Below are 25,791 nucleotides of genomic sequence, written 5' to 3'. Positions count from 1 at the left end.
AAACCAACCCCGATTTTCCGGCTTATGACAGACGGAAAACGGGGAGGGTGGCTCCTCTAAGCTAAATTAATTGGGTTTAATAATGTTAAAATTTGTAAATGGTTGTAGGACTTTTGGGATAAGGATACTGTTGTCTTTCTGCTGAAAATTTTCGATAATGGCCAATACGGCTCGGTCTGTGATCACGGTTGCGTTGAGGATATGCACCAACTCATTTTTATTGTTGATTTTTGTTTTGGTGTTTAGGCGACGGGCCTGATAATCCCCGCAGTTACTGCATGATTGGGTTTCTCTGAAAGCGTTTTGGCCGGGAAACCACGAATTGATGTCGTACATCCTTCGGTTGGGTTGAGGTAAATCACCGGCGCAACACTTCATGACGCGATAGGCAATTCCTAGCTCCTGCATAATTTCTTCTTCGATGGCAAGCATTTCTTCGCACATGGCATCTGAAATTTTGTAGTCGGGTAAAGTGAAGATATTCATTTCAACTTTGTTGAAAAAATGAACCCGGAAAAGCCCCCGGGTATCTTTGCCATAGGTACCTGATTCACGGCGGAAACAGGGAGAGAAATTAACGTATTTAATCGGCAGTTTATTTGCATCCAGGATTTCGTCCATGTGGTATGGGACAACTGAGTGCTCAGAGCTTGAGATAAAGATTAAGTCGTCTTCGGGAATGGAATAACTAGCGTTGAATAAATTTTGATTGCTGGTATAGCCGCATTTCCATTCGGTAGAACTTTTTACCATGGTCGGGGGGATCATGCCGGTAAAACCCTTATCGATTAATTTTCTGAAAGCGTAAAACATAACTGCCATTTCTAAAACCGCACCCTTTCCTTTGAAATATCCAAATCGCGAGCCGGATATCTTTGAGGCGCGGGGAATATCGATAATGTCTAGTTTTTCTCCCAAATCTACGTGATCAAGGGGTTTAAAATCAAATTTTGGGATAGTTCCGATTTCTTTGAATACCACATTGTCCTGGTCGTCTTTGCCGTCGGGGACATCGCTAGCTATCATGTTTGGTAAAAGTTCTAAAACATTATTTAGCTGGTTTTCGAAGCCTGTGAGGGCGGTTTCAAGACCTTTTAATTGGTCTTTAATGGTAGTTGCTGATTTTAGTTGCTCATCGGTTGGTTTCCCCTTGATTTCACGGTTGATGGAATTTTGTTTTGCCCTTAATTCTTCAACTTCCTGAAGTACTTTTCGGTATTGGACATCAATGGCAACGACATCATCAAGAAGTTTTGGGTCTTTTTGCCGCCGGATGAGGTTTTTTCTTACAATTTCAGGGCTTAGGCGGACTAAATTAATATCGATCATTTGATAGGATTATTTTAACAGAAAATTTTGTATAAATACCCGTAGAATCATCGCAGTTAATAAATATATCAGAGTATATCATTTAATCTAAAGACCGATATCTGAGGCAATCTTTTGCATTGAGGTTAAACAGATCTCGATAAATTTTTCCAGGGGAATGTTTAAGCCAGTTTCTAATTCACATAATTTGACTTCTTCTCTTCTGGTGCCGGCTGCGAACTTAGGTTCTTTCAGAAAACGTTTTAGGACGGAAGACGTTTTGACGTCTGAAAGTTTTCTTGAGGGGTAAACCAGAGCAACGGCAATAATAAGACCGGTTAAACTGTCGGCACAATAGATTGCCCATTGAGCAAAAGATTCGGGTTCTACTCCGCCGGGGTAGTGCCACCCATGAGCTTTTACTATCTGGAGGATGTTGTCAGAGACCGAAAGACCGTTTTTTGAGAGAGCCTCATTGGTTTTTGATGGATGGGTGTCTTTCATTTCAGGTGTATAGTCAATATCGTGAATTAATCCGGCCAAAAGCCAATCGTCTTTAGGCGGTTCGAACGGATTGAGCCGGTTTTGAGAAGAGAGATAGTCGTAGATTCCACCCATGCAGGCTTCAAGAGCTAAAGAATGGTAGAAGATGTTTGTTTCAAGAATTGATTTGACGGCTTCGTAATAGGGTTTGCGACTATTAGGCATATTAATAACCTAGATAACGTTGTAAGCGAAGGCTAGCCATTAATAAATTTTCTGCAAAAAGACGATTGGGAAGATGGTCGTTTTTTAATTGGGATGGCTTTATATAATGGCTAATATTTGGGTCAATTTTTATCAAGCGAGGGAAGTTATTGGTGATGTTTTGGATGAAATGGTTGTTCTCCGGTGATTGGGTTGGGTTACTGGTTAAATCAATAATTGCCCGACGGAGGTCAGAACAAACATTAAATAACTCAATTTTGTCTCTATCCATAATTATAGTCAGGAAAATAAAGCTTAACAATTTTGAGAAACTTATCCCGTATTTTTGAATCTAAGATATTAGGATCAGGATTAATTCCCGGTCGAATATTGATAATTGCTAAACAGTCGATTTTTTTAGTTTTAGTGTGGACTCCCCCTCCCCAAAGAGAAGCCTGGATAGATCCTTGATCTAGCAAAATTTTTTCTATATCAGCGTGAAACTCGGATCCACCATAGAGGATGTTTTTATCAATATCTGCGACTAATTTGACATAATCAGGGAAAAAGGTGGTTAGTTCTGATAAATCTGACTCTGAAAAAGTGTGATCAATTTTTTGGATAGACATGAATTACAGAAACTAGATAATTTCTTTAAATGTAACTATCCCTCCGCAAAATTTTTGAATTAGTTCAATTTCCCGTTCCAGAGCGTTAGCAATTTCTTGGCTAGAAATCCCCGGGCAACCGTCAACGTAAAGTAGAACATTTTTGGTTTGTGAAGTTATTTTAGTTTTGTCGCAGTCACGATAATTTAGGTCCAGAGTGATTAAACCCTGATTATCGGCATAAACAACTTCTCCGGTTTTAGTGGTTTTGGTTTCTTCGCCTCCAAGGAGAACAATCTTTTCACCAGACTGGGAGAAACGAAGGGTGACGGGGAAATTAAGGTGGGCCATGTCCATAGCACTCATGCCTAAGTTAGTTTCAAGACTAGCGACGTTATAAGCATCAACCAGGGTGTTGATATTATATAATCCTTTTTTTGAAATTAGGCGACGAAGGAGAGCGTCGGGCGATGGATGGCGAGAAGCCGGATCAACTCCAAATGATCTGAAGAATTTTCTGTAGGCTTGAATGGATGAAATTTTATCAATGTCATCTAAAGAATAGTTTTTGTATTTCTTAGCTGTGATCTCCTTTAATTTATCCAACTCGACGTTGCTTTTTTGAACACTAACTCCTTCAATAATGGCGATGCCGGTTTTAATGGAGGGATAGGCTTCGAGTAGTTTTTTGTCGATAAGATATTGAGGATGAGATTCAGGAGATACTTTGTTATTAATCTTAGAGAGAGAGCCATCTTCGTTTTTCATAGACGGGAAGAAGATGACGTCTTTGATGGTAGGCTGATCGGTTAAAAATTGAGAGAAGCGGTCTATACCCATTCCCCATCCAGCCGTGGGGGGCATGCCGTATTCCAGGGCGCGAATATAATCTTTGTCCATCTGCATGGCAATTTCACTGCCTTTTTCTGTAAGGGCTTCTTCTTCTAGCCAACGATTATATTGGTCCTTGGGGTCATTTAGCTCATTGTAGGCCTTTAGAAGCTCGGTACCGGCGGCGAGAAGCTGAAAGGAAGCGATCTTTTCAGGATCGTTTTCTTTTCTTTTGGCAAGGGCAATCATGGCGGCGGGATAGTCGGTAATGTATGTTGGTTGAATGATATACGGACGGACATGTTCTTTGTACAAAACGTCAAAACACTCGCCAATTCCGATTACATTTTTTAAATCGACTTTTAATTTCTTGTCTTTGATTATTTTTTTGAACAGGTCAATTGAGTCAATAGTGTCAATGTCTATCTGAGTTTTATCAAAAATTGCGTCTCTGAAAGTAAGCCGTTTGAAAGGAGGGGAAAAGTCTAAGTCTTGTCCTTGGAAAGAAAAAGATAGGTTGCCTTTGATTAATTTAATAACATGGGTGATTAATTCTTCTGTGAATGTCATTAAGACCTCATAATCAACATATGCCCAGTAAAACTCAATTTGGGTAAATTCAGGATTGTGAAAGCGGGAAACTCCCTCGTTTCTAAAATCGCGGCTGACTTCATAGACTTTTTCCAATCCACCAACGATCAGTCTTTTTAGATAAAGTTCGTCAGAAATTCTAAGATACATATCCATATCCAGAGTATTGTGGTGGGTGATAAATGGTTTTGCGGAGGCGCCGCCATAAACCGGCTGCAGGACGGGGGTTTCTACTTCCTGAAATCCACGGTTGTCTAAAAAGTGCCTGATTTCAGTGAGTATTTTTGTTCTGATTTCAAAAACTTTTTGGATATCAGGATTCATAATCAGATCAACGTACCGTTGGCGGTAACGATCTTCGATGTCTTTGAGGCCGTGCCATTTTTCAGGAAGAGGGCGAAGATTTTTTGCCAACAGTTCAAATGAGTCAACGTTTATGGTAAGCTCTCCTGCCTGAGTTTTTATAACCTCCCCTGAGGCACAAATAATGTCACCTAAGTCAAGGAGCTCGGTTTGTTTAATCTTTTCGGTGCCGAGTATTTTTTCCTGAAAGAAAAGCTGAATTTTTCCGGTGCGATCATGTAAATCGGCGAAAAGGATACGGCCGTGGCCACGAAGCGACATGAGACGACCGGCAACGGTAACTTTTGAGCCTAACATTGTTAAGACCTCAGAACAGCTTTGTTTAGTTTTGAGGTTCGGTTGCGGATAGGGATTGATTCCGGAGTCCTGTAATTTTTTGAATTTGTCCAGGCGCTGTTTCTGGAGATCGTTTAGCTTTTCATCCGACATAATTAATTTTACACGAGATTAACTAATGGAGATGATTTTGTATGTTAGCTTGCCGATCGGGGCTTCAATTTCTACCTCGTCGTGAATTTTGCAACCAATTAACGCTTGGCCAAGCGGTGATTGGTCGGATATTTTGTTTTGATTTGGGTCTGCTTCAAGATGGCTGACAATATTAAATTCTAATTCTTTTTTACCGGAAATTTTAATTTTTACCTTTGAGCCAATTTGAACGACGCCATTTTTTGGAGTTTTTCCGTTTATGATTTGAGACATTTCCAAAGCTTCTTCGAGATTTTCTATTTTTCCGGATACAAGTTCGAGCTCTTCTTTAAGTTGAGTGGCCAAACCATCTTCACCTGATTCATCAGGCTGGGCCACCTCTTCGATTTGGGTTACAAGATGTTCCTCTTTTTGTTTTAGATTTAATAACTCCTGACTCAACTGGTTGAAACCCGATTGGGTTAGTAGTGTTTTGTTTGTCATATTTTTTAATTAAACGCCAAAAAAAACCTCTCTGTGTATGTCGTTAGGGGTTCGCGGATTTTCGAAACCCTAAGTTAAAAGGAGAGGCAAATAAAATTTGCAGATGATAACAGAGCAATGCTCCGGCTAGAAAGTCGGGTTTTATTTATGCTTAGCGCGGTTTTCAGCTGCATAGGATGATATATTAAAGGAGCATTCTGCTTTTGTCAAATCGAGTAACTATCGATAGAATAGACTAATGATTGATTTTTTTAAGGTAACTCCTAAAAAACGAAGGGTACTGATTAGGTCCAATAAGGGGGTAATTTATAGCAATCCTCCATTACCTAAGAAAATGGTTTTTTATTTTGGTAACTTTTTGTTTTTTATAGCGTCAGGAATTTTGGTGTATTTATACTGGCCTATACTATATGCTTCCGGAAGATATTATCTTGCTTCACGTGGGTTTCAGCAGGTGGTAGACCAAACACCACCCTATAGCGTCTCACCGACTCCGGGGGTGGGGGTTACGGCGTATATTGATTCGGAATATCTGATTTCAATACCAAAGATTATGGCTGAATCACAGGTAATTGCGAGTGTTTCTCCTTTTGATAAAACAGAGTATCTAAGGGTTTTGGAAAACAATGTGGTGGCTCAGGCAAAAGATACTAGCCCACCGGGTTCGGGAGCAGGCAATATGACTTATATATTCGCTCACTCAACGCAGCAAGGCTTTGATATGGTTAGGAAAAATGCCGTGTTCTACCTATTGGGTGAATTAACAAACGAGGATCAATTTTTGATTAGATATTCGGGTAATTCTTATATCTATATGGTATATGATAAAAAAGTAGTATCTGCCGGTGAAGTTGAGTATTTGAAATATAATGACCCTGAAAAAGAAGTAGTGATTCTCCAGACTTGTTGGCCAATAGGGACGGACTGGAAGCGACTGTTGGTGTTTGCCCAGAGGGTCAATTAATATTTGGGCTGAGTTGGAAAAGTTTGGGCGCGGGAACTTATCAAAAAATGACAAATAGTTTAGTTCAAACTATAATAAGCCATGGATATACAAGAAAAAATTGAACTGATAACAAGAAACTGCCAGGAAGTACTGGTGATTGATGAATTGAAAGGTTTAATGGATACAGATACTCCTCTGACGCATTACATAGGATTTGAAATATCCGGCATGGTCCACTTGGGAACCGGTTTTTTGTCGATGGGGAAAATTGCTGACTTTTTGAAAGCCGGTGTCAAGTGCAAAGTATTTTTGGCTGATTTCCACACATTTTTAAATAATAAGCTCGGTGGGAAATGGGATGATATTCGGTGGGCCTCGGAGAATTATTTTAAACAGGCGTTGATTGCTTCCTTGAAATGCCATGGAGTTGACGAGGGGCAGGTTGAGTTTATCAGCGGCAAAGAACTATACGAGAATAATTTAAAACATTGGGAAACCTTTATGGAGGTGGGGAAGCATGTAACGCTTTCACGTAACTTGAGGTCTATTTCGATTATGGGTAAAAAACAGGGAAATGATGTCGATATGGCAACTCTTTTCTATCCACCGTTACAGGTAGCGGATATATTTACGATGGGGGTAAATTTGGCACATGCCGGGATGGATCAGAGGAAAGCCCACGTGGTAGCCAGACAAGTTGCAGAAAAATTGACCATAAACCCCCTAAAAAATAAGTTGGGTAAAGTAATTGCTCCGATTGCTTTACACCAAAATCTAATTGCCGGATTAGTCGGGCCGGAATCAGTTGATTTAAAACAAGAAGCCGAAGAGGTGGCTATCGACCTTAAGATGAGTAAGTCAAAGCCAAATTCTGCAGTATTTATTCACGATACACCTGACGAAATTAGGGGTAAGGTGAAAAAAGCTTATGGCCCGCCAAAAGAAATTAGATTTAATCCGATAATCAATTGGGTGGAGTCGTTGGTCTTTTGGGGACAGGAGAACGGTGAATTTAGGGTAAATCGGCCGGAGAGATTTGGCGGAGATGTTATCTATACTAGCGTTGGAGAATTGATTGCTGATTATGAGAGAGAAAAGCTATTTCCGCTAGATTTAAAAAATGCCTTAAGCGACTGGTTGATTGATAAATTGGAACCAGCAAGGAAACATTTTGAAGGAGACCGCGCTAAAGCAGGATTGGATAAAATGAAAGAGTTACTGGCCTAGTTTAGAACGTATGACGGGAGCTTAACAAGAACAAGTTGTCGAAGCATCTCAAAGGGGCCAAGATATTTGAGGTAAGAAGTTACTTGGCGCCCGTTGACTAACCACCCACGAAGACCGTTTTTTTCAGGTTGACCGTGTTGTCCAACTTCGGACCAAAGGATCCCCTTCATTCGGGTCTTACCCAAAAATCGGCGATTAAATTCTGCCTCGATAATATAACCATGATTGTTAAAGAGATCGATGTTTTTCGTCATTAATTCTCTTTTCATTGCTCTTTCACCGGTGTAGGCAATGGAAAATCCGGAAAGGATACCATACCAGGCTTCTTTTCCGCGGACACTGGTAGTAATGTCGCAGACATTTTCTAGAACCGGTTTAACGAGGCTTTCAAAGTGACGTGAGGTAAAACCAGTTAGGTCACTATCAATAAAAGCAACATAATCGAATTTAGAGGCCAAAACTCCTTTTTTTAGAGTTTTTGATTTACCGATGTTTCGGGTATTAGTAATCAGATTAATACCTTTAATTTTTTGCAGAAGATTTTTTGTTTCCTGACCGGAATCATCGTCGACAACAATTATTTCACCGACAAATTTTGATTTTCTTAATTGGTCTATTACGTGATTAATGTATTTACCGTCGTTGTAGCAAGGAACAATTACTGAGATTTTCATATAATTGATTTTTGCATTAATTCTTTTCGATATCTATTAGCAAATCGATGGGCTTCGTTTCGTAGGTTTTGAAGGAGCTTAAGGGAGTTGGAGTTTTTTGGTAAATTGATTTCAATCCAGCTTTGGGGTGTCTTGATAGTAATCGTCTCAAGTTTTTTGGCGATTCCAAATAATGGGGTATCGGTGAGGGTGAGACAGGAAGAGACTTGCGGTTTGCCTCCGTCGACAACAATTAGGTCGGGGGTTCCCCATTCGGGGTGTTTTAGACGACGAAAAACAATTTCTTTCATCATAAACTGGTCGTCGGGAGTAACTTTGGAATAGATTTTAAATTTACGATACTGGTCAAATCTTTGCTTTCCGTCTTCAAAAACAGCCATGGCACCAACAAAATGATTTGTACCCATTTGGGAGATATCGAAACATTCGATCCGATTTAGGTTTCTTAGTTTGGGAAAATATGGCTCTAGGACAATTTTCAGACCATTTATGGCACTGCTGGTTTGGTCTTCGGGTAAATTTGTACTTTCAAAGAGATTAGAAAGGTTGTGCCAACCTGTAGTAATATATGTTAGAGCTTCTAGTTGGTTTCTTGTCTCTATGGCAATTTCATAGTCTTCATTTTGGGATGCCAAAAGCATGTCTTTTTTTAGTTGTCTGCCGACTGATTTGAATTTGCCGTTGAGAATCTTTTTGATATTTTTGATGTTTTGGAGATAGTGAATTTTGTTTGGATTTGGCCCAGGACAGAGATGAAGATGGCAATAGAGACACCGGGTTTTAGGATGGTTTTTGTTTCCATAATAAGGAAACAAACGGCGGATTGTTTTGAGGATTGATCTTACGGCTGAGCCGTCAGGAAAGGGGCCATAGATATAGGCGTTGGTGGGCAGAGAGGATTTGTGGGCCGAGTAGACTTTTGGATATTCATCTTTGGTAATGCAAATATAGATATAGCTTCGATCGTCGGTCAGAAGGGAGTTGTACTTTGGTTTGTACTTTTTTATATAGGAAGATTCCAAAATCAGAGCTTCGATTTCTGATTCTACGGTTTTGAAGCTAATGGAGTGGATTTGGCTAACCAGGGCAGATGTTTTTATGCCCAAAGCGTCATCTCTTTGGAAATATTGGGTAACTCGTTTTTTGAGATTTATGGCTTTGCCAACGTAGATTATTTTATTATTGACGTCTCGATAGATATAAATTCCGGGCTTATCGGGTAAGTTTTTGAGAAGAATCATTTTAACTTTTTGGCAAGATAGGCGCCGGTATAACTTGACTTTGCGGCGATTATGTCATCTACGGTTCCTGAAGCGATGATATTTCCCCCTTTTTCGCCACCTTCGGGGCCCATATCGATTATCCAGTCTGAATTGGCAATAACATCAAGATTGTGTTCAATAACTACGACCGTATTGCCTTTATCCACAAGCTGACGAAGGACTTTGATTAGTTTGTCGATATCATAAAAATGGAGCCCGGTGGTTGGCTCGTCTAAAACATACAAGATTCGACTACCTGATTTTTTGACTAACTCACGGCTGATTTTGAGTCTTTGTGACTCCCCTCCCGAAAGTGTATTTGATGGTTGTCCTAATTCTAAGTATCCCAATCCAACTTCCTGAATGGTGCCAAGTTTACGCCGTAGACTTGGGATGTTGGTGAAAAACCCAGCAGCTTCATCAATAGTAAGTTTTAAAATTTCGGCGACGTTTTTGCCCTTGTAATCTACTTCGAGAGTTTCTTCTTTAAATCTGGTGCCGTGGCATTCATCGCAAGTAACATAAATATCGGGCAAAAACTGCATTTCTATTTTTATTTGGCCTTGCCCTTGGCAGGCTTCGCAACGACCACTTTTGACATTAAAGGAAAATCGACCGGCACCAAAACCGCGGATTTGGGCTTCGGTGGTTTTGGCCATTAAGACCCTGATGTCATCGAAAATTTTGGTATAGGTGGCGGGGTTGCTGCGGGGAGTTCGACCTATAGGTGATTGGTCGACTAAAAGAACGTCAGAGATATTGCCGGTGCCCTCGATTTTGTCGTATTCCCCTATTGTGCCATAATAACTACCATAGATTGATTTTCGAATACCACCATAGAGGGTGTCGTGGATTAGGGTGGATTTGCCGGAGCCGGAGACGCCAGTAACAGAGATCAGGCGATTAATTGGAAAATCGACATTGATATTTTTTAAATTCCACTGGCGGCAGCCATGAATAGTAATTTTTGCTGATTGTTTTGAAGATTGTTTTGCTACGCTCGCGATGACGGAACGACCAGAAAGGTATTTACCGGTTAAAGATATGGTGTTATTTAAAATATCATTTATGGATCCTTGAGCGACAACTTCACCGCCATTTTTGCCGGCATAAAGACCAAAATCGACAATATGATCGGCGTTTCTGATAACATCCTCGTCGTGTTCTACGACTACAACGGTATTACCTAAGTCTCTTAATTTTTTGAGGGTGGTAATAAGCCGATCATTATCGCGGGAATGCAGACCTATGGTTGGTTCGTCTAATATATACAAAACTCCCGTTAAACCGGTACCGATTTGACTGGCTAAACGGATGCGTTGAGATTCGCCGCTACTAAGAGTTCCCGCTTCCCGATCAAGACTTAGATAGTCAAGGCCTACGGCCAATAAAAATTCGAGTCGAGCCAAAATTTCTTTTTTGATAGGGGACAATATTTCCTGTTCTTTGTCGCTTGTTAACATTGTTTCCAGGCTGCCAACCCAGTTGGTTAGGTTTTCAATTGATAAACAAGTTGTCTGATAAATGTTTTTCCCGGTTATAGTGATGGAAAGGGCGTCTTTGTTTAAGCGGGAGCCCGCACAGACGTGGCAACTCTCTTTAATCATTAGATTTTCCAATTCTTCACGGACAGCGTCAGAGGGTGAATTGTAGTACCTGGCTTCTAAGTATTGAGCTTTCCATTCGGGGAATTTGGATCTGTCGATCTGGAATTTTGAGCCCAAACCTTTGCACTCAGGACAAGCCCCTTGGGGAGAATTAAAAGAAAAAAGACGTGGTTCGATTTCCGGAAGGGAGATGTTGCAGACAGGACAGGCATAATTTTCGGAATATAAGTTATCAACCATCTCCTTTGGTTTGTCTGGAAATTCAAAAGATTGGTCATCTATCCGACTGGCTATGGTCAGACCGTTTGACAGTTTCATGGCTTGCTCGACGTCGTCGACTAAACGGGAATAAAGCTCATCATGCTGTTTTAGACTATCTTTATTGATAGAGACACGGTCAATAACGGCATCGATGGTGTGTTTGTTGGTTTTGGCAATACCGAAATCCGTATACAAGTCTATTAGAGAGTTATCGGCCCTGATCCACTTATACCCTTGTTTGCGAAGATTGTCAGTAAGACCTTTAAAATCTCCCCGCCGGTCGCGGACAACCGGGGCTAAAATCAATATTCGATAGGTGAATGGACCGGTGACAGCTGATTTGGCATTGTCGAGAATGTTGGTGACAATTTGTTTGGTGGTTTGAGGAGCAACTTCCCGGCCGCATTGTGGACAGTGAGGATGGCCAATGCGGGCAAAAAGAAGTCGAAGATAATCGTAGATTTCGGTGACGGTGCCAACAGTAGAGCGGGGGTTGTGGGAAATAGCCTTTTGATTGATAGCAATTGACGGAGAAAGTCCTTCGATTAAATCGACTTCTGGTCTTTTCATACTGCCCAAAAACTGGCGGGCATAAGAAGAGAGGCTTTCAACATAACGACGTTGGCCTTCGGCAAAAAGGGTGTCAAAGGCCATGGATGACTTGCCGGATCCGGAAACTCCGGTAAAAACTACCAGCTGATTTTTGGGGAATTCAAAGGATACATTTTTGAGGTTGTTTTCCCTGGCACCTTTGACTACAATTTTGGTTTGAAAATTTGTCATAATGAAGTTTATATTTTACCAAATATATGGGCGTTTTAGTTAGTTAGATTTTTTCGATATCTCTAATTTTATCCCGAATTTGAATGGCTTCTTCGAAATTCATATCGGAAGCAAGGGAGCGCATTTCTTTTTTGAGTTTGGTGATATATTGTTTTTTTTGTGGCGGAGTAAGAGACTCGGGATCTATTTGCATTAATGGCTCGACTGTCTTTGCCTCTATTTGGATAATTTTTGGACGGATGGATTTGATAATGGTTTGAGGGGTAATTCCATAATCCTCATTATACTTCTGCTGAATTAGCCGACGGCGATTGACTTCTTTGATAGCACCGCTCATGGCATCGGACATGGTGTCGGAATAAAGGATAACTTGGCCGTTTACGTTTCTTGAGGCCCGACCCATGATCTGAATGAGAGAGGATTTTGACCGCAGGAATCCTTGGCTTCCTGCATCTAAAATAGCAACCAGAGTGACTTCCGGTAAATCCAGACCTTCTCTTAATAAATTGATACCGACCAGAACGTCATAATTACCATTACGGAGATTATCCAAAACATTTGACCTTTCCAGAGTATCAATATCAGAGTGCAAATAGGCAACCTTAAAAGGAATTGGGGCCGTACTTGCCGGCAGGCAGGTTTTTGTGACATTTGACAAATATGTTGATAAATCTTCGGCCATACGTTTAGTAATAGTGATTACTAAGACACGTTCTTTTTTGGCAACTCGTTTTTCTATTTCACTTATTAGATCAGAAATTTGAGAAATACTAGGGCGGATAGTGATAGGTGGGTCGATCAGGCCGGTAGGGCGAATGATTTGTTCGATTACATTTCCTTTGGACTCTTTAATTTCATAGTCGGCAGGGGTGGCGGAGACATAGATAACTTTGGGCGTTCGGTTGTAGAATTCGTCAAACTTAAGCGGACGGTTATCGATAGCTGAAGGGAGGCGGAAACCAAAATCAACAAGATTTTGTTTACGGGATAAGTCACCAAAATACATACCGCCGATTTGGGGGACGGTGACATGTGATTCATCGATAACGGTCAAAAAACTTTTACCCCATTTATGGTTAAAATAATCAATAAGGGTGAATGGCGGGTCGCCATGTTGACGTTTTTCTTCAAAATAAATTGAATAATTTTCAATACCGTTGACATAACCCATTTCAGTTAGCATTTCCAAGTCGTATTCAACTCGTTGTTGAATCCGATGAGCCTCAAGAATTTTGTTCTGAGATTTAAAAATTTCGACTTGTTTTTGACAATCAGAGCGGATTTTTTCAAAAATTGGTTTTAGATCAGAGCCGGAGGCACCAACATACTGTTTGGCAGGATATAAACGAAATTCTTTTAGATCAAATTCGTGGCCGGAAAAGGGGTGACGGTTGGTAATCTTTGTAAGTGTTCCCTCTTTGAATTCGAGGACCAAAATCCAATCCTGATAGGAGGGCCATATTTCAAAAATTTCACCCCTGACTCTGAAGGTTGAACGTTTAAACTCTAATTCTGATCGGGTGTAATAGAGGGAAATTAGGCTTTCTAAAAAGATGCGCCGGCTCCAATTTTGGCCGAGGGCAAAATCAATCGTACGACCACTGAACTGAATTGGGTCGCCGATGTTGTAGATACAACTAACAGACGCAATAATAATATTGTCATCACCGGAAAATATGTTTGAAGTAGCTTCGAGTCGAAGTTTATCGATTAAATCGTTTATTTCAACTTCTTTGGCAATGTAGGTGTCGGAGGCAGGGATGTAAGCTTCGGGCTGATAATAATCGTAGTAGGAAACGAAATAGGAGACTTTGTTTTTTGGAAATAATTCTTTGAATTCCTGATAAAGTTGACCAGCGAGTGTTTTGTTGTGAGATATTACTAGAGTAGGAAGTTGAGTTTGTTGGATGACGTTGGCAATAGTAAAGGTTTTGCCGGAGCCGGTAACTCCTAGCAGGGTTTGTTTGGAGATGCCGGAGTTTAGTCCGGAGACCAGTTTATCGATGGCTTGGGGCTGGTCCCCTGCTGGTTTCATGTCGGACTCTAGATGGAAATTCACATTGTTATTTTATCAAGTTTCGGGTAGTTTTCGGGTAGTTAAATACTGTATAATGTATCGATGCCAAGAGGGACAGTAGAGTTTTATGGTGCTATAGATTCTGAGGCAATGGCTGATAAAATTTTTGCAAGACAACAAGTTTGTCTTGGGGATAATACTTTTTTTTGGGCTTTACAAGTTGTGTGCGATGACGGAGGAGGAATGTTGAGGTCAATGACAAAAAGCGCTGGAGGCGTGTTGCGCACGTTGGCAGTAAGAAACTATCCCGATATAATGAGAGTTATTGGAGAGGACAAGAACAGGATCGTGGACAGAGGGGCTGAAGTACTGTTGGCCGGGGCAGATTTGTTGGGTCCTGAAGATTTAAGGCTGACAGGGAATAGTCTGGTTGATATGGGGATAAATGTAAGGTTATATGTGCGAGATGATATTACTTAAAGATAGGGAGAAAGTAATGGTGGCTAGTGAAGAGTATTTTTGAATGGTAGAGTAAGTATAGATGCTGACAAAAATATGTAGTGCGGCAAATTATGGTCTAAAGGCAGTTGATGTAGAAATTGAATCTAATGTTGCGGAAAAGGGTTTTCCGGGATTCGGGATTGTCGGATTAGCCAGTAAGGCCATTGAGGAAGCCAAAGAGCGAGTTAAGACCGCGATTATTAATTCTGATATTGAATTTCCTACAGCAAAGATTACCGTTAATTTAGCGCCAGCTGATTTACCAAAAGATGGCGCATATTATGACTTGCCAATTGCCATTGGGATTATAAGCGCTTTAGGCGATGTGTCTTTGCCGAAAGAAAAATCATATTTTTATGGTGAATTATCTTTGGATGGAAGTTTACGGCACACAAGAGGAGTGTTTCTTTTGGCGATATTAGCCAGAGAACAGGGGGTAAAAAACATATTTGTTCCAAGACTTTGTGCCAACGAGGCCTCTATAGTTGAAGGAGTTTACGTCTATCCGGTCGATAGCTTAACTGCTTTGATAAGTCATTTGCGGGGGAATAAGTTAATAGAGCCCCTAAAAACGATTAGCCGTGAAATTCTAAACGACGAATTACGACCGGATTTTGATTTTTCGGAAATACTTGGACAGGAACAGGCCAAAAGAGCGCTGGAGATTGCTGCTGCCGGTGGGCATAATATTTTTATGATGGGACCACCAGGGAGTGGAAAGACAATGCTTTCCCGGGCAATTCCGGGGATAATGCCGGATTTAACAGAAAAAGAAAGCTTGGAAGTTACAAAAATATTTTCAGTTACGGGAAATATCCCCCCGGGAGGTTCGTTGGTAAGGACAAGACCTTTTCGGTCACCACATCATACAACTTCTTTGGTGGGTTTGATCGGAGGAGGTAGTAACCCTCACCCCGGGGAGGTGTCTTTGGCCCACAGAGGAGTATTGTTTCTAGATGAATTTCCGGAGTTTGGTAGAAATACATTGGAGGCATTAAGGCAGCCGCTTGAGGATGGCAATGTAACCATTTCCAGATCGGCGGGGTCGATGAGTTTTCCGGCACAATTTATGTTGGTGGCAGCAGCAAATCCCTGCCCGTGTGGGTATCTGGGTGATTTAAAAAAAGAGTGCAAATGCAGTGTTCACCAAATTATGAATTATCAAAAAAAATTATCAGGGCCAATAATGGATAGAATTGATTTGCATCTAAATGTCCCGGCTGTGGATGTAAACAAACTAATGGTTAACGTCGACGCAGAAAATAGAGGAGAAACTTCGGCCATGATCAGGAAAAGAGTAATTAAAGCCCGGGGAATTCAGACTGATAGGTTCAGAAATATATCCGGGGTTCATAGTAATTCGGATATGAAAAATTCCCACTTAAAAGAATTTGCAAAACTGACAAAAAGAGCAAATTTACTTTTAAAACAGGCGGTAAACAAATTTAATTTGTCAGCCAGAACATATTTTAGACTAATAAAAGTGTCGAGAACTATAGCCGACTTGGGCGGTAGCAGAGAAATTTCAGAATTTCATGTGGCTGAGGCGTTGCAATATAGAATTAGAAGTGGAGAATAATGAAGGTAAAAGTTGAAAATTATAGTAAAGGAAGAAGTAGCGAAGAGAGGGCAAGAATGTATTTGGAGAAAAAAGGGCTTGGGTGGATTGAATCTAATTTTTTGTGTCATATCGGGGAAATTGATTTAGTTATGACCGACAGAGACAGACTGGTTTTTGTGGAAGTGAAATTTAAGACCGATAACAAATTCGGCACACCAGAAGAAATGATCAGCGGATGGAAGATTGCCCAAATCAGAAGAGTGGCGCAAATTTATTTGATAGAACGGCCTGAGGTTAATAAAAATTATTCAAAATATAGAATCGATGCGGTATGCCTATTGGGAGAAAATACTAAACACTATAAAGATATCCAATGAATAAATGGAAGAAATGGAAAATCAATGAAATTTGTCAGGACCAATCGGGTTTTCCCATGGAGCTTAAAAAAATATCGGGTTGCCCAAAAAAACTTTATTACCGGGGTGAGTGGGATACCCGATTGTTTGCCAAAACATTGAGTGTAGTGGGTAGCCGGAGAATGACAAAATACGGCCGTGAGGTCATTGCAAGATTTATGCCTGATTTGGTGGCAAACAAGGTAGTTATAATTTCCGGCTTTATGTATGGAGTTGATAGTGAGGCGCATAGAACATGTTTGAGCTTGGGTGGAAAAACTATAGCCGTACTGGGTTGCGGATTAAATTGTTTAACCCCGATAGAAAATGACGAAATGTATGCCGAAATATTAGAAAATGGCGGATTGGTGGTTTCGGAATATGAGCCTGATTTTAAACCAACGTTGTGGAGTTTTCCTCAAAGAAATAGAATTGTTTCAGGAATGTCAACTTTAGGGATTTTGATAGTGGAGGCGGGAGTAAAATCCGGGAGTTTAATTACGGCAAGAATTGGGTTTAAGCAGAAGAAAAATATTTTTGCGGTTCCGGGGCAAATAACCTCAACCGCCTCCGAGGGAAGCAATTGGTTGATAGACCAGGGTTTGGCAAAAATCGCTGTTAGCCCAGGCCAGATTTTAGGTCAAAAAAATTATGTAACGCAAATGGATATTTTTGAGGAAAACGATATTAATATTGAATATAAGAAAGTAATAAGCGTCTTACGGCGGGAATCGATGACAACTGACGAACTGGCAAGAGAAATTAACATGAATATTCCTGAAATTTCGATTTTGATATCGAAAATGATAATGGATGGGGTGATTGAGGACGATAACGGAAAGTTATATGCACTCTAAATCGATGATTCTTTGAAGAACGCTAATTGTTGCCAAGTAAGTAGGTTCAACTCCCCTGATGGCCATTGACCCCTCTCCTAAAGTTCTTGACAAAGGATTATCAGAGGCATAGTTGATAATGCCGTAGTCAAAGGGTAATTTGCCAATATTAAAGACGACATTTTGAGGAGTATCTCTCCTTGACTGCCACTGAGCAATTGAAGTCATAAGTGGGCCTGATTCCATTTCAACAATGTTGAAACCTGTGTCTATATAACCTTTTAATTGTTTTTCGTTTTCGAGAAAGGGATTATAGACACAGATGGCTCTTTGGTTTAAAAATACCTGATTTTGTTTTGAGATGATCGGATTTTCATGATTGAAACAATTGTTGATTTTAAATATGTTTCCGGTTCTTTCATCAAAGATAGAAGAAGGGACCTGGATGTCGCCGATTTCACCGGATAAAATGGCAGCTTTGCCAATTGAATATAAACCCCTGATGTTTTTTTGTTTTAATAATATTTCCCGAAAAACATAATAGGCTGCAAAACCAAGGGGATAATCGGTATTTACAATCAAAGCGTCGCTTTTTGATATTTTGTCTATGTTGATAAGGGAAAGAGACGGATCGACTACAGGTAATTTAGAAAATATACTAACCGGAAATATTTGGACGTTACAGATAAGTTCGTTGATGCTCTGGATTTTTTTAATTCCTAAAGATTCTTCATATTGTATTTTTTTTAATTGTTCATCCGGATACGATTGGAAATACTTTCCGGAAATATAATATAAAAAATCTGTGATTCTTACCAGATTACTGCCGTTTTTAACTGATTGCCATTCTTTTTCAAGGTCGGGGTGTTTTTTGTGAATAAAATAAAAAATGTCATTTTCTTTTTGGGTGACATACCGACCAATAATATTTACCAGACTGTGTTGGTTGGAGGAAATAAAATAAATCGGCAAATTCGAAAAGTCGAGGTAAAATGATTTCTGAGAAACATTGGTCCACCACGCAGAAATTGTTTGTTGATATTTTTCATCGGAGTGGGATATTAACTTGATAACAATGTTTTTTATTTCTGTGCTACTTTGAAGATGGTTTTTCCAATTTTTTCCGAGAACAGTTTTAAGTCTTTGCCACTCGGTTTGGTTTAGGCCAAATAGGCTGTATTTTTCGAAATCGATTATACCTTTACCATTATCGGTGAGGATTTTCCCAATCTTGGACCATTCTATATGAAAACAAATGAGGATATTTATAATGTCATCAATATCCGAGTCAGATGATAAAAAAGTAATGGCGGTTTTGGTGTTGGGATTGTAAAAGACCTGTCTACGCCGGTCCGGGGCGATTCTGTTTTGCCAGCTTAGGATATCAAGATCTTTGTTTTGAAAATCGGATAGGTGTTGTGCGAGTAATAGGGTTTCGACATAAAAAAAACATCTTGGGAGCCTGGTTAGGCAATACGTTAAAGCACCGATATCGATCTTGTCCGAGAAGAGGTTTACGTGGAGTGATGGACGTATTTGTTTGTAAGTGTCGACTAGCTGTGAAACACTTGTGTCCCCTGATTCAAGAGAGGACATGTAGCTTTTAAGATGGTTTCGTATTGATTGGTCACTTGAACGTATTTGGGTAACAGAATCAGTCATGATGGATTATAGATATGGTTTCCAGTTGGCAATGGGAGCGGTATTACCGATAGCGAAATTGATCGCATATAAGATAATTGCCGGCAGAAGGATGACAAAGATAAGCTTGAAGGATTTTTGAGTAAGAGTTTTATGAAAAGAAAGCATGAGAAATGGATAGATAGGGGTAATGTATCGGCTGATATCCCTGTGGGCGACAAAAAGGGTAGCAAGGAGGAATATAGATGGAAATATTGAAACCAGATCACGATGATACTTTTTATTCAAACGGTAAATGCCGTATAAAGAAATAAAATATATATAAATAACGTCCTCAAGCCAGATGGTGTTGATCCAGGATCGATTGCTTATAAAGACAGTATATGGGAAAAGGCTAAGGTGAAAATTGTCACCGCTATGAAAATAAGCCAAAAAGTCTCCCGTTTGAAAATGATATAAAAAGAATATTGCAAGCAGGATCAGAGGAATAAAAAGAAAATAAATGTACTTTCGAAAGATTTCCTTAAGCTTTAAATCTTGGAAAAGAAGTTCATATATAGCCAGAGCAAGATATGACACACCCAATAGCACACCGGGGCTTTTAAAAGATAAGGAAAAACCCGCGGATAAGGCAGAATAGAGATATTTTTTTTGGCGAAAGAGAAGTATAGAAAGAAGAATAAAGGCCACAAACCAGGTTTCCGGAGCGCCGATTTGACGCAATATAAACAATCTTCCGGGGAAAAATATCATGATAATTGATAGCCAGAGTGATTTTTTGGAATTTATAAACTGGTTAAAAAAGTTATATAAAATAAGACTAAGGAAAATTGATCCAAAAAGAGTGGCCAGAAGCATTGATTTGGGGCCGGATAAGAAATTGTCAAAGAAGCGAATTATGAGCGGATAAGCCGGAAAATGAGCGGGGTAATATTCGAGAGCAGAGGGAAGGGAAAAATTTGAAGCGATACAGTCACGATTGTAGCCGCATTTACTGATAATCATATAATTTGGGCCGTCGTAGTTTGAGAAGATCGTCTCAAGGGTGGTGGCGGGAAAACCAATCAGGGAGGGTATATTGAGATAAAATATCAACCAGAAAATTGTTGATGAAAGAGCGGTGATGAGAATTAAAAGAATTTGATGACGAAATTTGATAGAATTCATCTGTTTTAATTGTACAACACGCGGCCCTATCGTTGCCGGTCTGAATATAAGGGACCGAGCATCCTCGATCCGAAGGATCGGGACTAGCGGTTAGAGTAAGTTATGTATTACACTTATATTCTAGCTTCATTGAGGGATAATTCTTATTATGTGGGGTCAACGTCTGAGATATATCAAAGACTAAATTATCATAATGCCGGAAGATCCAGATATACGAAGTTAAAATTGCCTTGGAATTTGATATACTTTGAGAAGTTTTCAAGCCTTTCTTTGGCTCGAAAGAGAGAAAAAATAATTAAGTCGTGGAAAAGCAGAAAGGCTATTGAAAATTTAATACATAGTAAGGCCCTATCGTCTAGCGGTTAGGACATTTGGTTCTCATCCAAATAACCGGGGTTCGATTCCCCGTAGGGTCACCAATCGATGAAGATATTAGATTTTTAGTGTGATAAATAGGATTGTGGTATGAAGTCGTTGTGTAAATATCCCCCTTGGCGTAGAGTTTCAATTTGTTGTTGGATATCTTCACTAATTGGATTTTGGCTATAATAGGTGTCAATTTTATCTCTCCCTGCTTCAAATTGTTTACTCATAAGAGCCTCCTTAATTTTTCCGTTCTTTATAATTTGCAATATTCTAAAAATTGTTTTTTTGTCACCATATTTATTTTTAAACTTATCGATCCCCCTGTTTAAGACGAATCTCAACGAAAGGTCTTGTATAACCTTCCAGGTTGGATTGCCAGGCTCTGAACTATAAGAATTATCCAAAAGTGCAGCTGCCTGTGGTGCGTCAATTCCGATATCAGATTTTAAAAGCTCTGATGAATCCTCTGTGGTAGGATAATCTTTTAGTGCTAGACCTTGTATTAAATTACCAAGGTGAGAACAAGTTACTTCTTCTGCTTCTTCAATTTGTGAGTCTCTTTGAAGCGTATGGTGTTGCGCATAATAATCGTATTGAGCGATCGTGTGGTGAAGTTCATGAACAAAATCACCTAGGTTACTGGCGGTTAGAGATTTACGATCTGGAGCTAATAAAAATTCGAAACGAACAGTCTGTTTGGAATCATCGATATGTGCCTGAACTAAAGCAACTCTCAAGTATTCTCGGCCATCTTCAGCATAGTACAATTTTATTGTTTCAGGGTTGTTAGAAGTAAGTTCTGTAAACCTATCAAGATCGGATAATACTATCTGTTTTGCATTTCCATTTTGAATATTGTTTGCATACTGCCTGATCATTTGAATACGTGGATCTAATTCATCCAAATTACGCTCCGGAGCAATTTTACTCAAGTCACCGTTTTGATATATATCATAAAGTTCATTCAGAGATTTGTCTGTAGATGGTCTTTCTTCAACCACTGCAACTGTAGGTTGTTGAGCGGGCTGTTCAACGTATGGTTGAGGAGCCTCATTGCTATTGGCAGGAGGTTGTGCTGTTTGCGAAGGGGCAGATTCTGGCATACAACCTTTTGCAGCTAGACCAGCTAGCGCAGCAGCTCCCGATCTTAGAAGATCTCTTCTTGATACTCTATGTTCCATATTTGAAATTACAATCAATAATTTACACAGTTTAATTAATTTAAAGGGAAAAAGCCAGAAGTGATAATATTATTACTATTTTGCTTATTAATAGGGTTTATTGACTATAAAGATATATCAATAAATATTATAAAGTGCTTTTATTTTAGTTTGTTTTTGTTGAACAGATGGAATGATATCAAAATGCTCTTTATTGTAGGTGTTTCCAAGTTGCTATCGGGAAAATATAGTCATGGTGAGATAGATTATTGTGTATTGAAGTGGGTAAAAGATATAAAATAGGTATTTTGCTTTTGGACCTTCTTTGTAATTGTAGGAGTAGATAATCGGGATAGTGAGTAGGCTTATTGCAGGGCCAAGATCAATTTGCGAAATGGAAAACTGTTTGAAACCGGAGACAGATATAAGGGTGGCAAGGAAGGCAAATATAACTTGTGAGAAAGAAGAAATTTTGAAATTATCAAAAAAATAATAAAAGGAAATGACCAAAAGCAACCCCAGTGCCCCATAATCAGTTTTTAGAAACTGGGCCGCTGCCGCAGAGAGTACTATTGGTATAAGTTTCACGAGGACTTTGGTGATTTTGGTGCTCAGAATAATTGCCAAGAGGGCTAGTGAAAATGTAAAAAGAACATTTAGTTTAGAAAATTCAGGATTAATTAGCCGATGGGTCAAATGATATGGAGTTTGTGAGATTAATGCAAAAATTAACATTCGCAAAAAATATTTGCTGATATTTTGGGTGTGACGGGCGCCAATCGCCACCATAAAAGCAAAAAGCGGGAAAGATAACCGGCCGACAATTTTTAGAGCAAGATTGTCAGGGTAAAAGAAAAGACTTACATGGTCGATAACCATGGCGATAATTGCAATCAACTTGATATGAAATGAGGTCATCTTTATGAGTATAACAGGGCTAAACATTTATAGAGATATAATATTAATGAACGGCAACACGGCTGTCTAGCGTATGAGTAAATTTAGAGATAAAGTATACAAAATAGTTAAAAAAGTTCCTGTTGGCAACGTAACCACTTATAAAGTAATTGCAGATATTATGGGGTGCAAGTGTTATCGGGCTATTGGCCAGGCTTTAAGGAATAATCCATTTGCTCCCGAAGTCCCCTGCCATAGGGTGGTAAAAAGTAATGGAAAGATCGGAGGCTATTTTGGATTTAAAGACGGTAAGTATCAGAAAAAGAAGATGGAACTTCTGAAAGAAGAAGGGGTAAAGATATGTAACGGAAGAGTATCCGATTTTAAGGAGATATTATTTAGGGACTTGTAGGGGACGATAAGTACCCATTGACAAAAATATATTGCTGCTGTTTACTGAGCTAAGTGCTTTTATTGGTTTGATAAAAATATATTATGAAGGTTCTTTCGAAAGTGGTTTATGTGTCAGTAATATCAATTTTCATTGTAAGTTTGACATGCGTCTGGTGGTATCAAAAAAAAGAATTTGTATTGGCTCAAGGGGCAGTTGTAAGTCGGGGTATTTCCGGAGATTTTTGGGCTGATACAGTTATTGGTAAAAGAGATTTTGGAGAGATTGCCCCCCGAGAGGTAGTACCGTTTAAAGTATCATCACCGGGTGGAACAATAATTGATAGGTCGGTAAGCCCGGGTAGACTCTACGTTTGGGATTCGGGAAATAGCAGAATACTTGGGATAAATCTCGCCAACTGTTATAGTGGAGATTCACCGTGCAGCGCGGATTTGGTAATAGGACAGCCATCGGCGAGTGATTATGGGGCGTGTAATCAGGATGCAAGTTTTGACACATACCCAAACAGGAGACCGGCATCGGCATCGACTTTGTGTGGGATGCCAGAGTCTACCCGGACAACGCTGGAAGACAAAAGTTTTGTCAGTATGTTCGTTGATGATTATGGAAATCTTTTTGTGGCCGATTCGCAAAACAACCGAGTATTGAAGTTTATTAGCCCGTTTACAACGGATACGGTGGCGGATGAGGTTTGGGGCCAGGCGGATTTTAGCGGTAATCAATGTAATATCAGTGGAGGGATTGGGAATGGTTTTTCGGCTTCACCGCCTCCAACTGCGTTTTCGATCTGCTTTCACTCTATCGGCGCTGCCGGGGGCGGAGTTACGATCGATAAATTCGGAAATTTATGGGTAGCCGATGGTGGAAATAACAGGGTTTTGAGATTTCCAAGAGATACGCAGACTGGTATTATTTCTAAGACCGCTGATGTAGTGTTGGGTCAACCAAACTTTACGACAGGGGGCGATTGGTCATACGGGAGTTCACCTGATAGATTGCATGGTCCGGGAGCGGTGAGATATGACGGTAACAATGCAAGAATATTAGTTGCCGATACTTATAATAATAGAGTTCTCCAATTTAGTGAACCGTTTAGTGTCGGAATGAGCGGAGCCATTTTTGGAGCAGATCACACAAATCCAGTGGCGGTAGAAATAGACCCGGATGGGAGAGGGATATTTGTATATGATAATAATGTATGGTCGGGTCGGATCAGATTATGGGATAGCAACGGTACTAACGTAATTACACAATTAAGTGTTGAAGCATTGGGGGGTGGCTCAGTGGGGATCGACAGTGAAGGTAGTTTGCTGCCTTCTTCATATGTATATGGACAAGATGTCTATAGGTTCACAAAACAGAGTGACGGGAGTTATCTTCAAACGAAGAGGTTGTTTTCTCCACCATACGGATATAATTTTACTTCAGCCAGGAGATTTGAGCATCCGGGTTTTGTGGGAGTCGCTATTGCCGGAAACCAGCTGATTGCCGGTAATAACAGGGTATTGTTTTGGAATGATAAGGATAGTCTTGTAAACGGCCAAACACCGGATGGCTATGTAGGCGTTTCTAATTTTAGCGAGCTACCAAATCCCGGGTATGAACAGATAAAAGTTGATTCTGATAACAGAGTTTGGATAATGAGGTCCAACCAAGTAGTTTTATACCAGGCACCTTTATCGATCGGTGCGTCGGCAGTGAAAATAATTAGTTCGCCGATTCAGGTTTTAGGCGGAGGGCAGGTGAATTTTGATGATGCTCACGGATTAGCGATTACGGAACATTCTGAGTTTTTGTGGGTATCAGACACTATTAATCACAGAGTGTTTAGAATAAGAACCCCACTGACTGATCCGGTGGTCGACGTTGTATTGGGGCAGAATGATATTAACGGGAATGAGTGTAATCGAGGTGTGGTGCCTCAGCCCAATTCAGGGACAGCACTGACGGCGGATTTGAATATGCTGTGTTACCCCGGGGCTTTGGCAATAGATAAAAAAGGGAATTTGTATGTATCGGACCATTATTTGGAATCGGCGGGAAACTGGAGACTGCTGATGTTTTCTTCGGCCTTATTTCCATCGGACAACGCAGAAGTTATGTATGCCACCTTCGCCACCAAGTCATTTCCGAGAAAAAGCTCATCGAACAGCTATCCACATATGACTTTTGAACCAACATTCAATAGCCTAAATCAAATGGTGGTAGGGCAAAATCCTTATGGAGGCAACAGGTTTGTTGAGTATTATAATGATCCGGCACTTGTTAACCAGAATAACCCGTCCGATCCAGAGTTTGCAAAACCTGATGGTTATCTGTCTGATTTCTATAATTGGCCGGTTGGAGCAGTTTTTGATAGTAATGATGATTTGTATGTATTTGATGCAAACAGAGGGCAAATTAGAATTTATAAAAACCCAATACCTGTTTTGGTACCGACTAGTATACCCACTCCTACAAATACACCAACACCAATTCCGATACCAACAGCTCAGCCAATAGTTATATCGGCAATTTCCGCCACAAATATTACCAGTAGTTCGGTGGTAATAAACTGGACAAGCTCAAACCCAGGAACAAGTAGGGTGAGCTATGGAGTAATGTCAATTTTTCTTAATAATTCGACGACTTTAGATAATAACTTGACAAAAATTCATTCCGTAAAGCTCTCTGGTTTAAGCCGGGGTAGAAAGTACTATTATAAAGTACACTCTAAGAACGCATCCGGGGTTGAATATAGTTCCTCAGTTAAAAATTTTACAACCAAAAGATAGAAGA

At 40.0% G+C, this 25,791-nt stretch carries 23 protein-coding genes and 1 tRNA gene; 10 read left to right on the top strand and 14 right to left on the bottom strand.

The features are described from left to right. Positions 1-66: 66 nt before the first annotated feature. The 6 genes from serS to WC841_01310 form a co-directional block, all read right to left on the bottom strand. Positions 67-1,329 carry a serine--tRNA ligase gene (gene serS, locus WC841_01335; GenBank protein ID MFA5827992.1) on the bottom strand — a complete coding sequence of 421 codons (1,263 nt, stop codon included), beginning with the start codon at positions 1,327-1,329 and terminating at the stop codon, positions 67-69. Positions 1,330-1,416: 87 nt separating this feature from the next. After that, a complete protein-coding gene (locus tag WC841_01330) occupies positions 1,417-2,016 on the bottom strand; it encodes a hypothetical protein (GenBank protein MFA5827991.1) in 600 nt (199 codons plus the stop codon). Between the two features lies 1 nt (position 2,017). After that, positions 2,018-2,287 (bottom strand): hypothetical protein, encoded by a 270-nt coding sequence (locus WC841_01325; GenBank protein MFA5827990.1) that lies wholly within the window; start codon positions 2,285-2,287, stop codon positions 2,018-2,020. Beyond that, on the bottom strand, positions 2,280-2,624 hold the full coding sequence (locus WC841_01320) for a DUF5674 family protein (GenBank protein ID MFA5827989.1): 345 nt from the start codon (positions 2,622-2,624) through the stop codon (positions 2,280-2,282). Before WC841_01320 ends, WC841_01325 begins: the two co-directional genes overlap by 8 nt. Before the next feature lie 12 nt (positions 2,625-2,636). Next, complete coding sequence (gene lysS, locus WC841_01315) at positions 2,637-4,817, bottom strand: lysine--tRNA ligase (protein MFA5827988.1); 2,181 nt, start codon at positions 4,815-4,817, stop codon at positions 2,637-2,639. Between the two features lie 18 nt (positions 4,818-4,835). Beyond that, a complete protein-coding gene (locus tag WC841_01310; GenBank protein MFA5827987.1) occupies positions 4,836-5,300 on the bottom strand; it encodes a GreA/GreB family elongation factor in 465 nt (154 codons plus the stop codon). A gap of 238 nt (positions 5,301-5,538) precedes the next feature. On the opposite strand from WC841_01310, the gene WC841_01305 reads away from it, so the two are divergent. Together WC841_01305 and WC841_01300 are read left to right on the top strand one after the other, a co-directional pair. Continuing rightward, complete coding sequence (locus WC841_01305) at positions 5,539-6,264, top strand: sortase (protein MFA5827986.1); 726 nt, start codon at positions 5,539-5,541, stop codon at positions 6,262-6,264. Between the two features lie 81 nt (positions 6,265-6,345). Continuing rightward, complete coding sequence (locus tag WC841_01300; protein MFA5827985.1) at positions 6,346-7,473, top strand: tyrosine--tRNA ligase; 1,128 nt, start codon at positions 6,346-6,348, stop codon at positions 7,471-7,473. Here WC841_01300 and WC841_01295 read toward each other — a convergent pair. The 4 genes from WC841_01295 to uvrB are packed head-to-tail and all read right to left on the bottom strand — an operon-like array spanning position 7,470 to position 14,119. Continuing rightward, positions 7,470-8,147, bottom strand: a complete 678-nt coding sequence (locus tag WC841_01295) for a glycosyltransferase family 2 protein (GenBank protein ID MFA5827984.1) — start codon at positions 8,145-8,147, stop codon at positions 7,470-7,472. The genes WC841_01300 and WC841_01295 overlap by 4 nt on opposite strands. Then, positions 8,144-9,388 carry a GIY-YIG nuclease family protein gene (locus WC841_01290; GenBank protein ID MFA5827983.1) on the bottom strand — a complete coding sequence of 415 codons (1,245 nt, stop codon included), beginning with the start codon at positions 9,386-9,388 and terminating at the stop codon, positions 8,144-8,146. The genes WC841_01295 and WC841_01290 overlap by 4 nt, the downstream gene beginning before the upstream one ends. Continuing rightward, on the bottom strand, positions 9,385-12,060 hold the full coding sequence (uvrA, locus tag WC841_01285) for an excinuclease ABC subunit UvrA (GenBank protein ID MFA5827982.1): 2,676 nt from the start codon (positions 12,058-12,060) through the stop codon (positions 9,385-9,387). Before uvrA ends, WC841_01290 begins: the two co-directional genes overlap by 4 nt. Positions 12,061-12,103: 43 nt before the next feature. Next, complete coding sequence (gene uvrB, locus WC841_01280; protein ID MFA5827981.1) at positions 12,104-14,119, bottom strand: excinuclease ABC subunit UvrB; 2,016 nt, start codon at positions 14,117-14,119, stop codon at positions 12,104-12,106. Between the two features lie 60 nt (positions 14,120-14,179). On the opposite strand from uvrB, the gene WC841_01275 reads away from it, so the two are divergent. The 4 genes from WC841_01275 to dprA all read left to right on the top strand — a co-directional run bounded on the left by WC841_01275 (position 14,180) and on the right by dprA (position 17,391). Beyond that, entirely contained in the window at positions 14,180-14,557 is a 378-nt protein-coding gene (locus tag WC841_01275; GenBank protein MFA5827980.1) for a hypothetical protein, read from the top strand. Between the two features lie 61 nt (positions 14,558-14,618). Next, positions 14,619-16,157 (top strand): YifB family Mg chelatase-like AAA ATPase, encoded by a 1,539-nt coding sequence (locus WC841_01270; protein ID MFA5827979.1) that lies wholly within the window; start codon positions 14,619-14,621, stop codon positions 16,155-16,157. Next, entirely contained in the window at positions 16,157-16,516 is a 360-nt protein-coding gene (locus WC841_01265) for a YraN family protein (GenBank protein MFA5827978.1), read from the top strand. Before WC841_01270 ends, WC841_01265 begins: the two co-directional genes overlap by 1 nt. Then, positions 16,513-17,391 (top strand): DNA-processing protein DprA, encoded by an 879-nt coding sequence (gene dprA, locus WC841_01260; protein ID MFA5827977.1) that lies wholly within the window; start codon positions 16,513-16,515, stop codon positions 17,389-17,391. The genes WC841_01265 and dprA overlap by 4 nt, the downstream gene beginning before the upstream one ends. Here the strand turns inward: dprA and WC841_01255 are convergent. Further along, positions 17,377-19,032, bottom strand: coding sequence for a hypothetical protein (locus WC841_01255; protein MFA5827976.1), 1,656 nt, complete (start codon positions 19,030-19,032; stop codon positions 17,377-17,379). The genes dprA and WC841_01255 overlap by 15 nt on opposite strands. A gap of 6 nt (positions 19,033-19,038) precedes the next feature. Continuing rightward, positions 19,039-20,178 carry a hypothetical protein gene (locus WC841_01250; GenBank protein ID MFA5827975.1) on the bottom strand — a complete coding sequence of 380 codons (1,140 nt, stop codon included), beginning with the start codon at positions 20,176-20,178 and terminating at the stop codon, positions 19,039-19,041. Between the two features lie 102 nt (positions 20,179-20,280). On the opposite strand from WC841_01250, the gene WC841_01245 reads away from it, so the two are divergent. Both WC841_01245 and WC841_01240 read left to right on the top strand, forming a co-directional pair. Beyond that, positions 20,281-20,544: a GIY-YIG nuclease family protein gene (locus tag WC841_01245; protein MFA5827974.1), complete on the top strand. Its 264-nt coding sequence runs from the start codon at positions 20,281-20,283 to the stop codon at positions 20,542-20,544. Then, positions 20,523-20,597: transfer RNA gene (locus WC841_01240), tRNA-Glu, on the top strand. The genes WC841_01245 and WC841_01240 overlap by 22 nt, the downstream gene beginning before the upstream one ends. Before the next feature lie 21 nt (positions 20,598-20,618). On the opposite strand, the gene WC841_01235 is transcribed toward WC841_01240, so the two are convergent. Then, positions 20,619-21,725 (bottom strand): hypothetical protein, encoded by a 1,107-nt coding sequence (locus WC841_01235; protein ID MFA5827973.1) that lies wholly within the window; start codon positions 21,723-21,725, stop codon positions 20,619-20,621. Between the two features lie 213 nt (positions 21,726-21,938). Beyond that, positions 21,939-22,622: a TraX family protein gene (locus WC841_01230; GenBank protein ID MFA5827972.1), complete on the bottom strand. Its 684-nt coding sequence runs from the start codon at positions 22,620-22,622 to the stop codon at positions 21,939-21,941. 73 nt (positions 22,623-22,695) lie between these two features. Here WC841_01230 and WC841_01225 point away from each other — a divergent pair, with 73 nt between their 5' ends. Further along, on the top strand, positions 22,696-23,013 hold the full coding sequence (locus tag WC841_01225; GenBank protein MFA5827971.1) for an MGMT family protein: 318 nt from the start codon (positions 22,696-22,698) through the stop codon (positions 23,011-23,013). An 83-nt stretch (positions 23,014-23,096) separates the two neighbouring features. After that, complete coding sequence (locus tag WC841_01220; GenBank protein ID MFA5827970.1) at positions 23,097-25,787, top strand: fibronectin type III domain-containing protein; 2,691 nt, start codon at positions 23,097-23,099, stop codon at positions 25,785-25,787. Positions 25,788-25,791 lie beyond the last annotated feature (4 nt).

The organism is Candidatus Shapirobacteria bacterium (genome assembly GCA_041659325.1).
In the GTDB taxonomy this organism is placed as follows: domain Bacteria; phylum Patescibacteriota; class Microgenomatia; order UBA12405; family UBA12405; genus JBAZYN01.
Note: the sequence above shows the minus strand (reverse complement) of the source record. Positions and strands in the feature narration are given on the sequence as shown.

Bases quoted from the DNA above. Each gene is read 5' to 3' on its own strand.
- serS (MFA5827992.1), bottom strand. From the start codon at position 1,329: ATGATCGATATTAATTTAGTCCGCCTAAGCCCTGAAATTGTAAGAAAA.
- WC841_01330 (MFA5827991.1), bottom strand. From the start codon at position 2,016: ATGCCTAATAGTCGCAAACCCTATTACGAAGCCGTCAAATCAATTCTT.
- WC841_01325 (MFA5827990.1), bottom strand. From the start codon at position 2,287: ATGGATAGAGACAAAATTGAGTTATTTAATGTTTGTTCTGACCTCCGT.
- WC841_01320 (MFA5827989.1), bottom strand. From the start codon at position 2,624: ATGTCTATCCAAAAAATTGATCACACTTTTTCAGAGTCAGATTTATCA.
- lysS (MFA5827988.1), bottom strand. From the start codon at position 4,817: ATGTCGGATGAAAAGCTAAACGATCTCCAGAAACAGCGCCTGGACAAA.
- WC841_01310 (MFA5827987.1), bottom strand. From the start codon at position 5,300: ATGACAAACAAAACACTACTAACCCAATCGGGTTTCAACCAGTTGAGT.
- WC841_01305 (MFA5827986.1), top strand. From the start codon at position 5,539: ATGATTGATTTTTTTAAGGTAACTCCTAAAAAACGAAGGGTACTGATT.
- WC841_01300 (MFA5827985.1), top strand. From the start codon at position 6,346: ATGGATATACAAGAAAAAATTGAACTGATAACAAGAAACTGCCAGGAA.
- WC841_01295 (MFA5827984.1), bottom strand. From the start codon at position 8,147: ATGAAAATCTCAGTAATTGTTCCTTGCTACAACGACGGTAAATACATT.
- WC841_01290 (MFA5827983.1), bottom strand. From the start codon at position 9,388: ATGATTCTTCTCAAAAACTTACCCGATAAGCCCGGAATTTATATCTAT.
- uvrA (MFA5827982.1), bottom strand. From the start codon at position 12,060: ATGACAAATTTTCAAACCAAAATTGTAGTCAAAGGTGCCAGGGAAAAC.
- WC841_01275 (MFA5827980.1), top strand. From the start codon at position 14,180: ATGCCAAGAGGGACAGTAGAGTTTTATGGTGCTATAGATTCTGAGGCA.
- WC841_01270 (MFA5827979.1), top strand. From the start codon at position 14,619: ATGCTGACAAAAATATGTAGTGCGGCAAATTATGGTCTAAAGGCAGTT.
- WC841_01265 (MFA5827978.1), top strand. From the start codon at position 16,157: ATGAAGGTAAAAGTTGAAAATTATAGTAAAGGAAGAAGTAGCGAAGAG.
- dprA (MFA5827977.1), top strand. From the start codon at position 16,513: ATGAATAAATGGAAGAAATGGAAAATCAATGAAATTTGTCAGGACCAA.
- WC841_01255 (MFA5827976.1), bottom strand. From the start codon at position 19,032: ATGACTGATTCTGTTACCCAAATACGTTCAAGTGACCAATCAATACGA.
- WC841_01250 (MFA5827975.1), bottom strand. From the start codon at position 20,178: ATGAATTCTATCAAATTTCGTCATCAAATTCTTTTAATTCTCATCACC.
- WC841_01245 (MFA5827974.1), top strand. From the start codon at position 20,281: ATGTATTACACTTATATTCTAGCTTCATTGAGGGATAATTCTTATTAT.
- WC841_01235 (MFA5827973.1), bottom strand. From the start codon at position 21,725: ATGGAACATAGAGTATCAAGAAGAGATCTTCTAAGATCGGGAGCTGCT.
- WC841_01230 (MFA5827972.1), bottom strand. From the start codon at position 22,622: ATGACCTCATTTCATATCAAGTTGATTGCAATTATCGCCATGGTTATC.
- WC841_01225 (MFA5827971.1), top strand. From the start codon at position 22,696: ATGAGTAAATTTAGAGATAAAGTATACAAAATAGTTAAAAAAGTTCCT.
- WC841_01220 (MFA5827970.1), top strand. From the start codon at position 23,097: ATGAAGGTTCTTTCGAAAGTGGTTTATGTGTCAGTAATATCAATTTTC.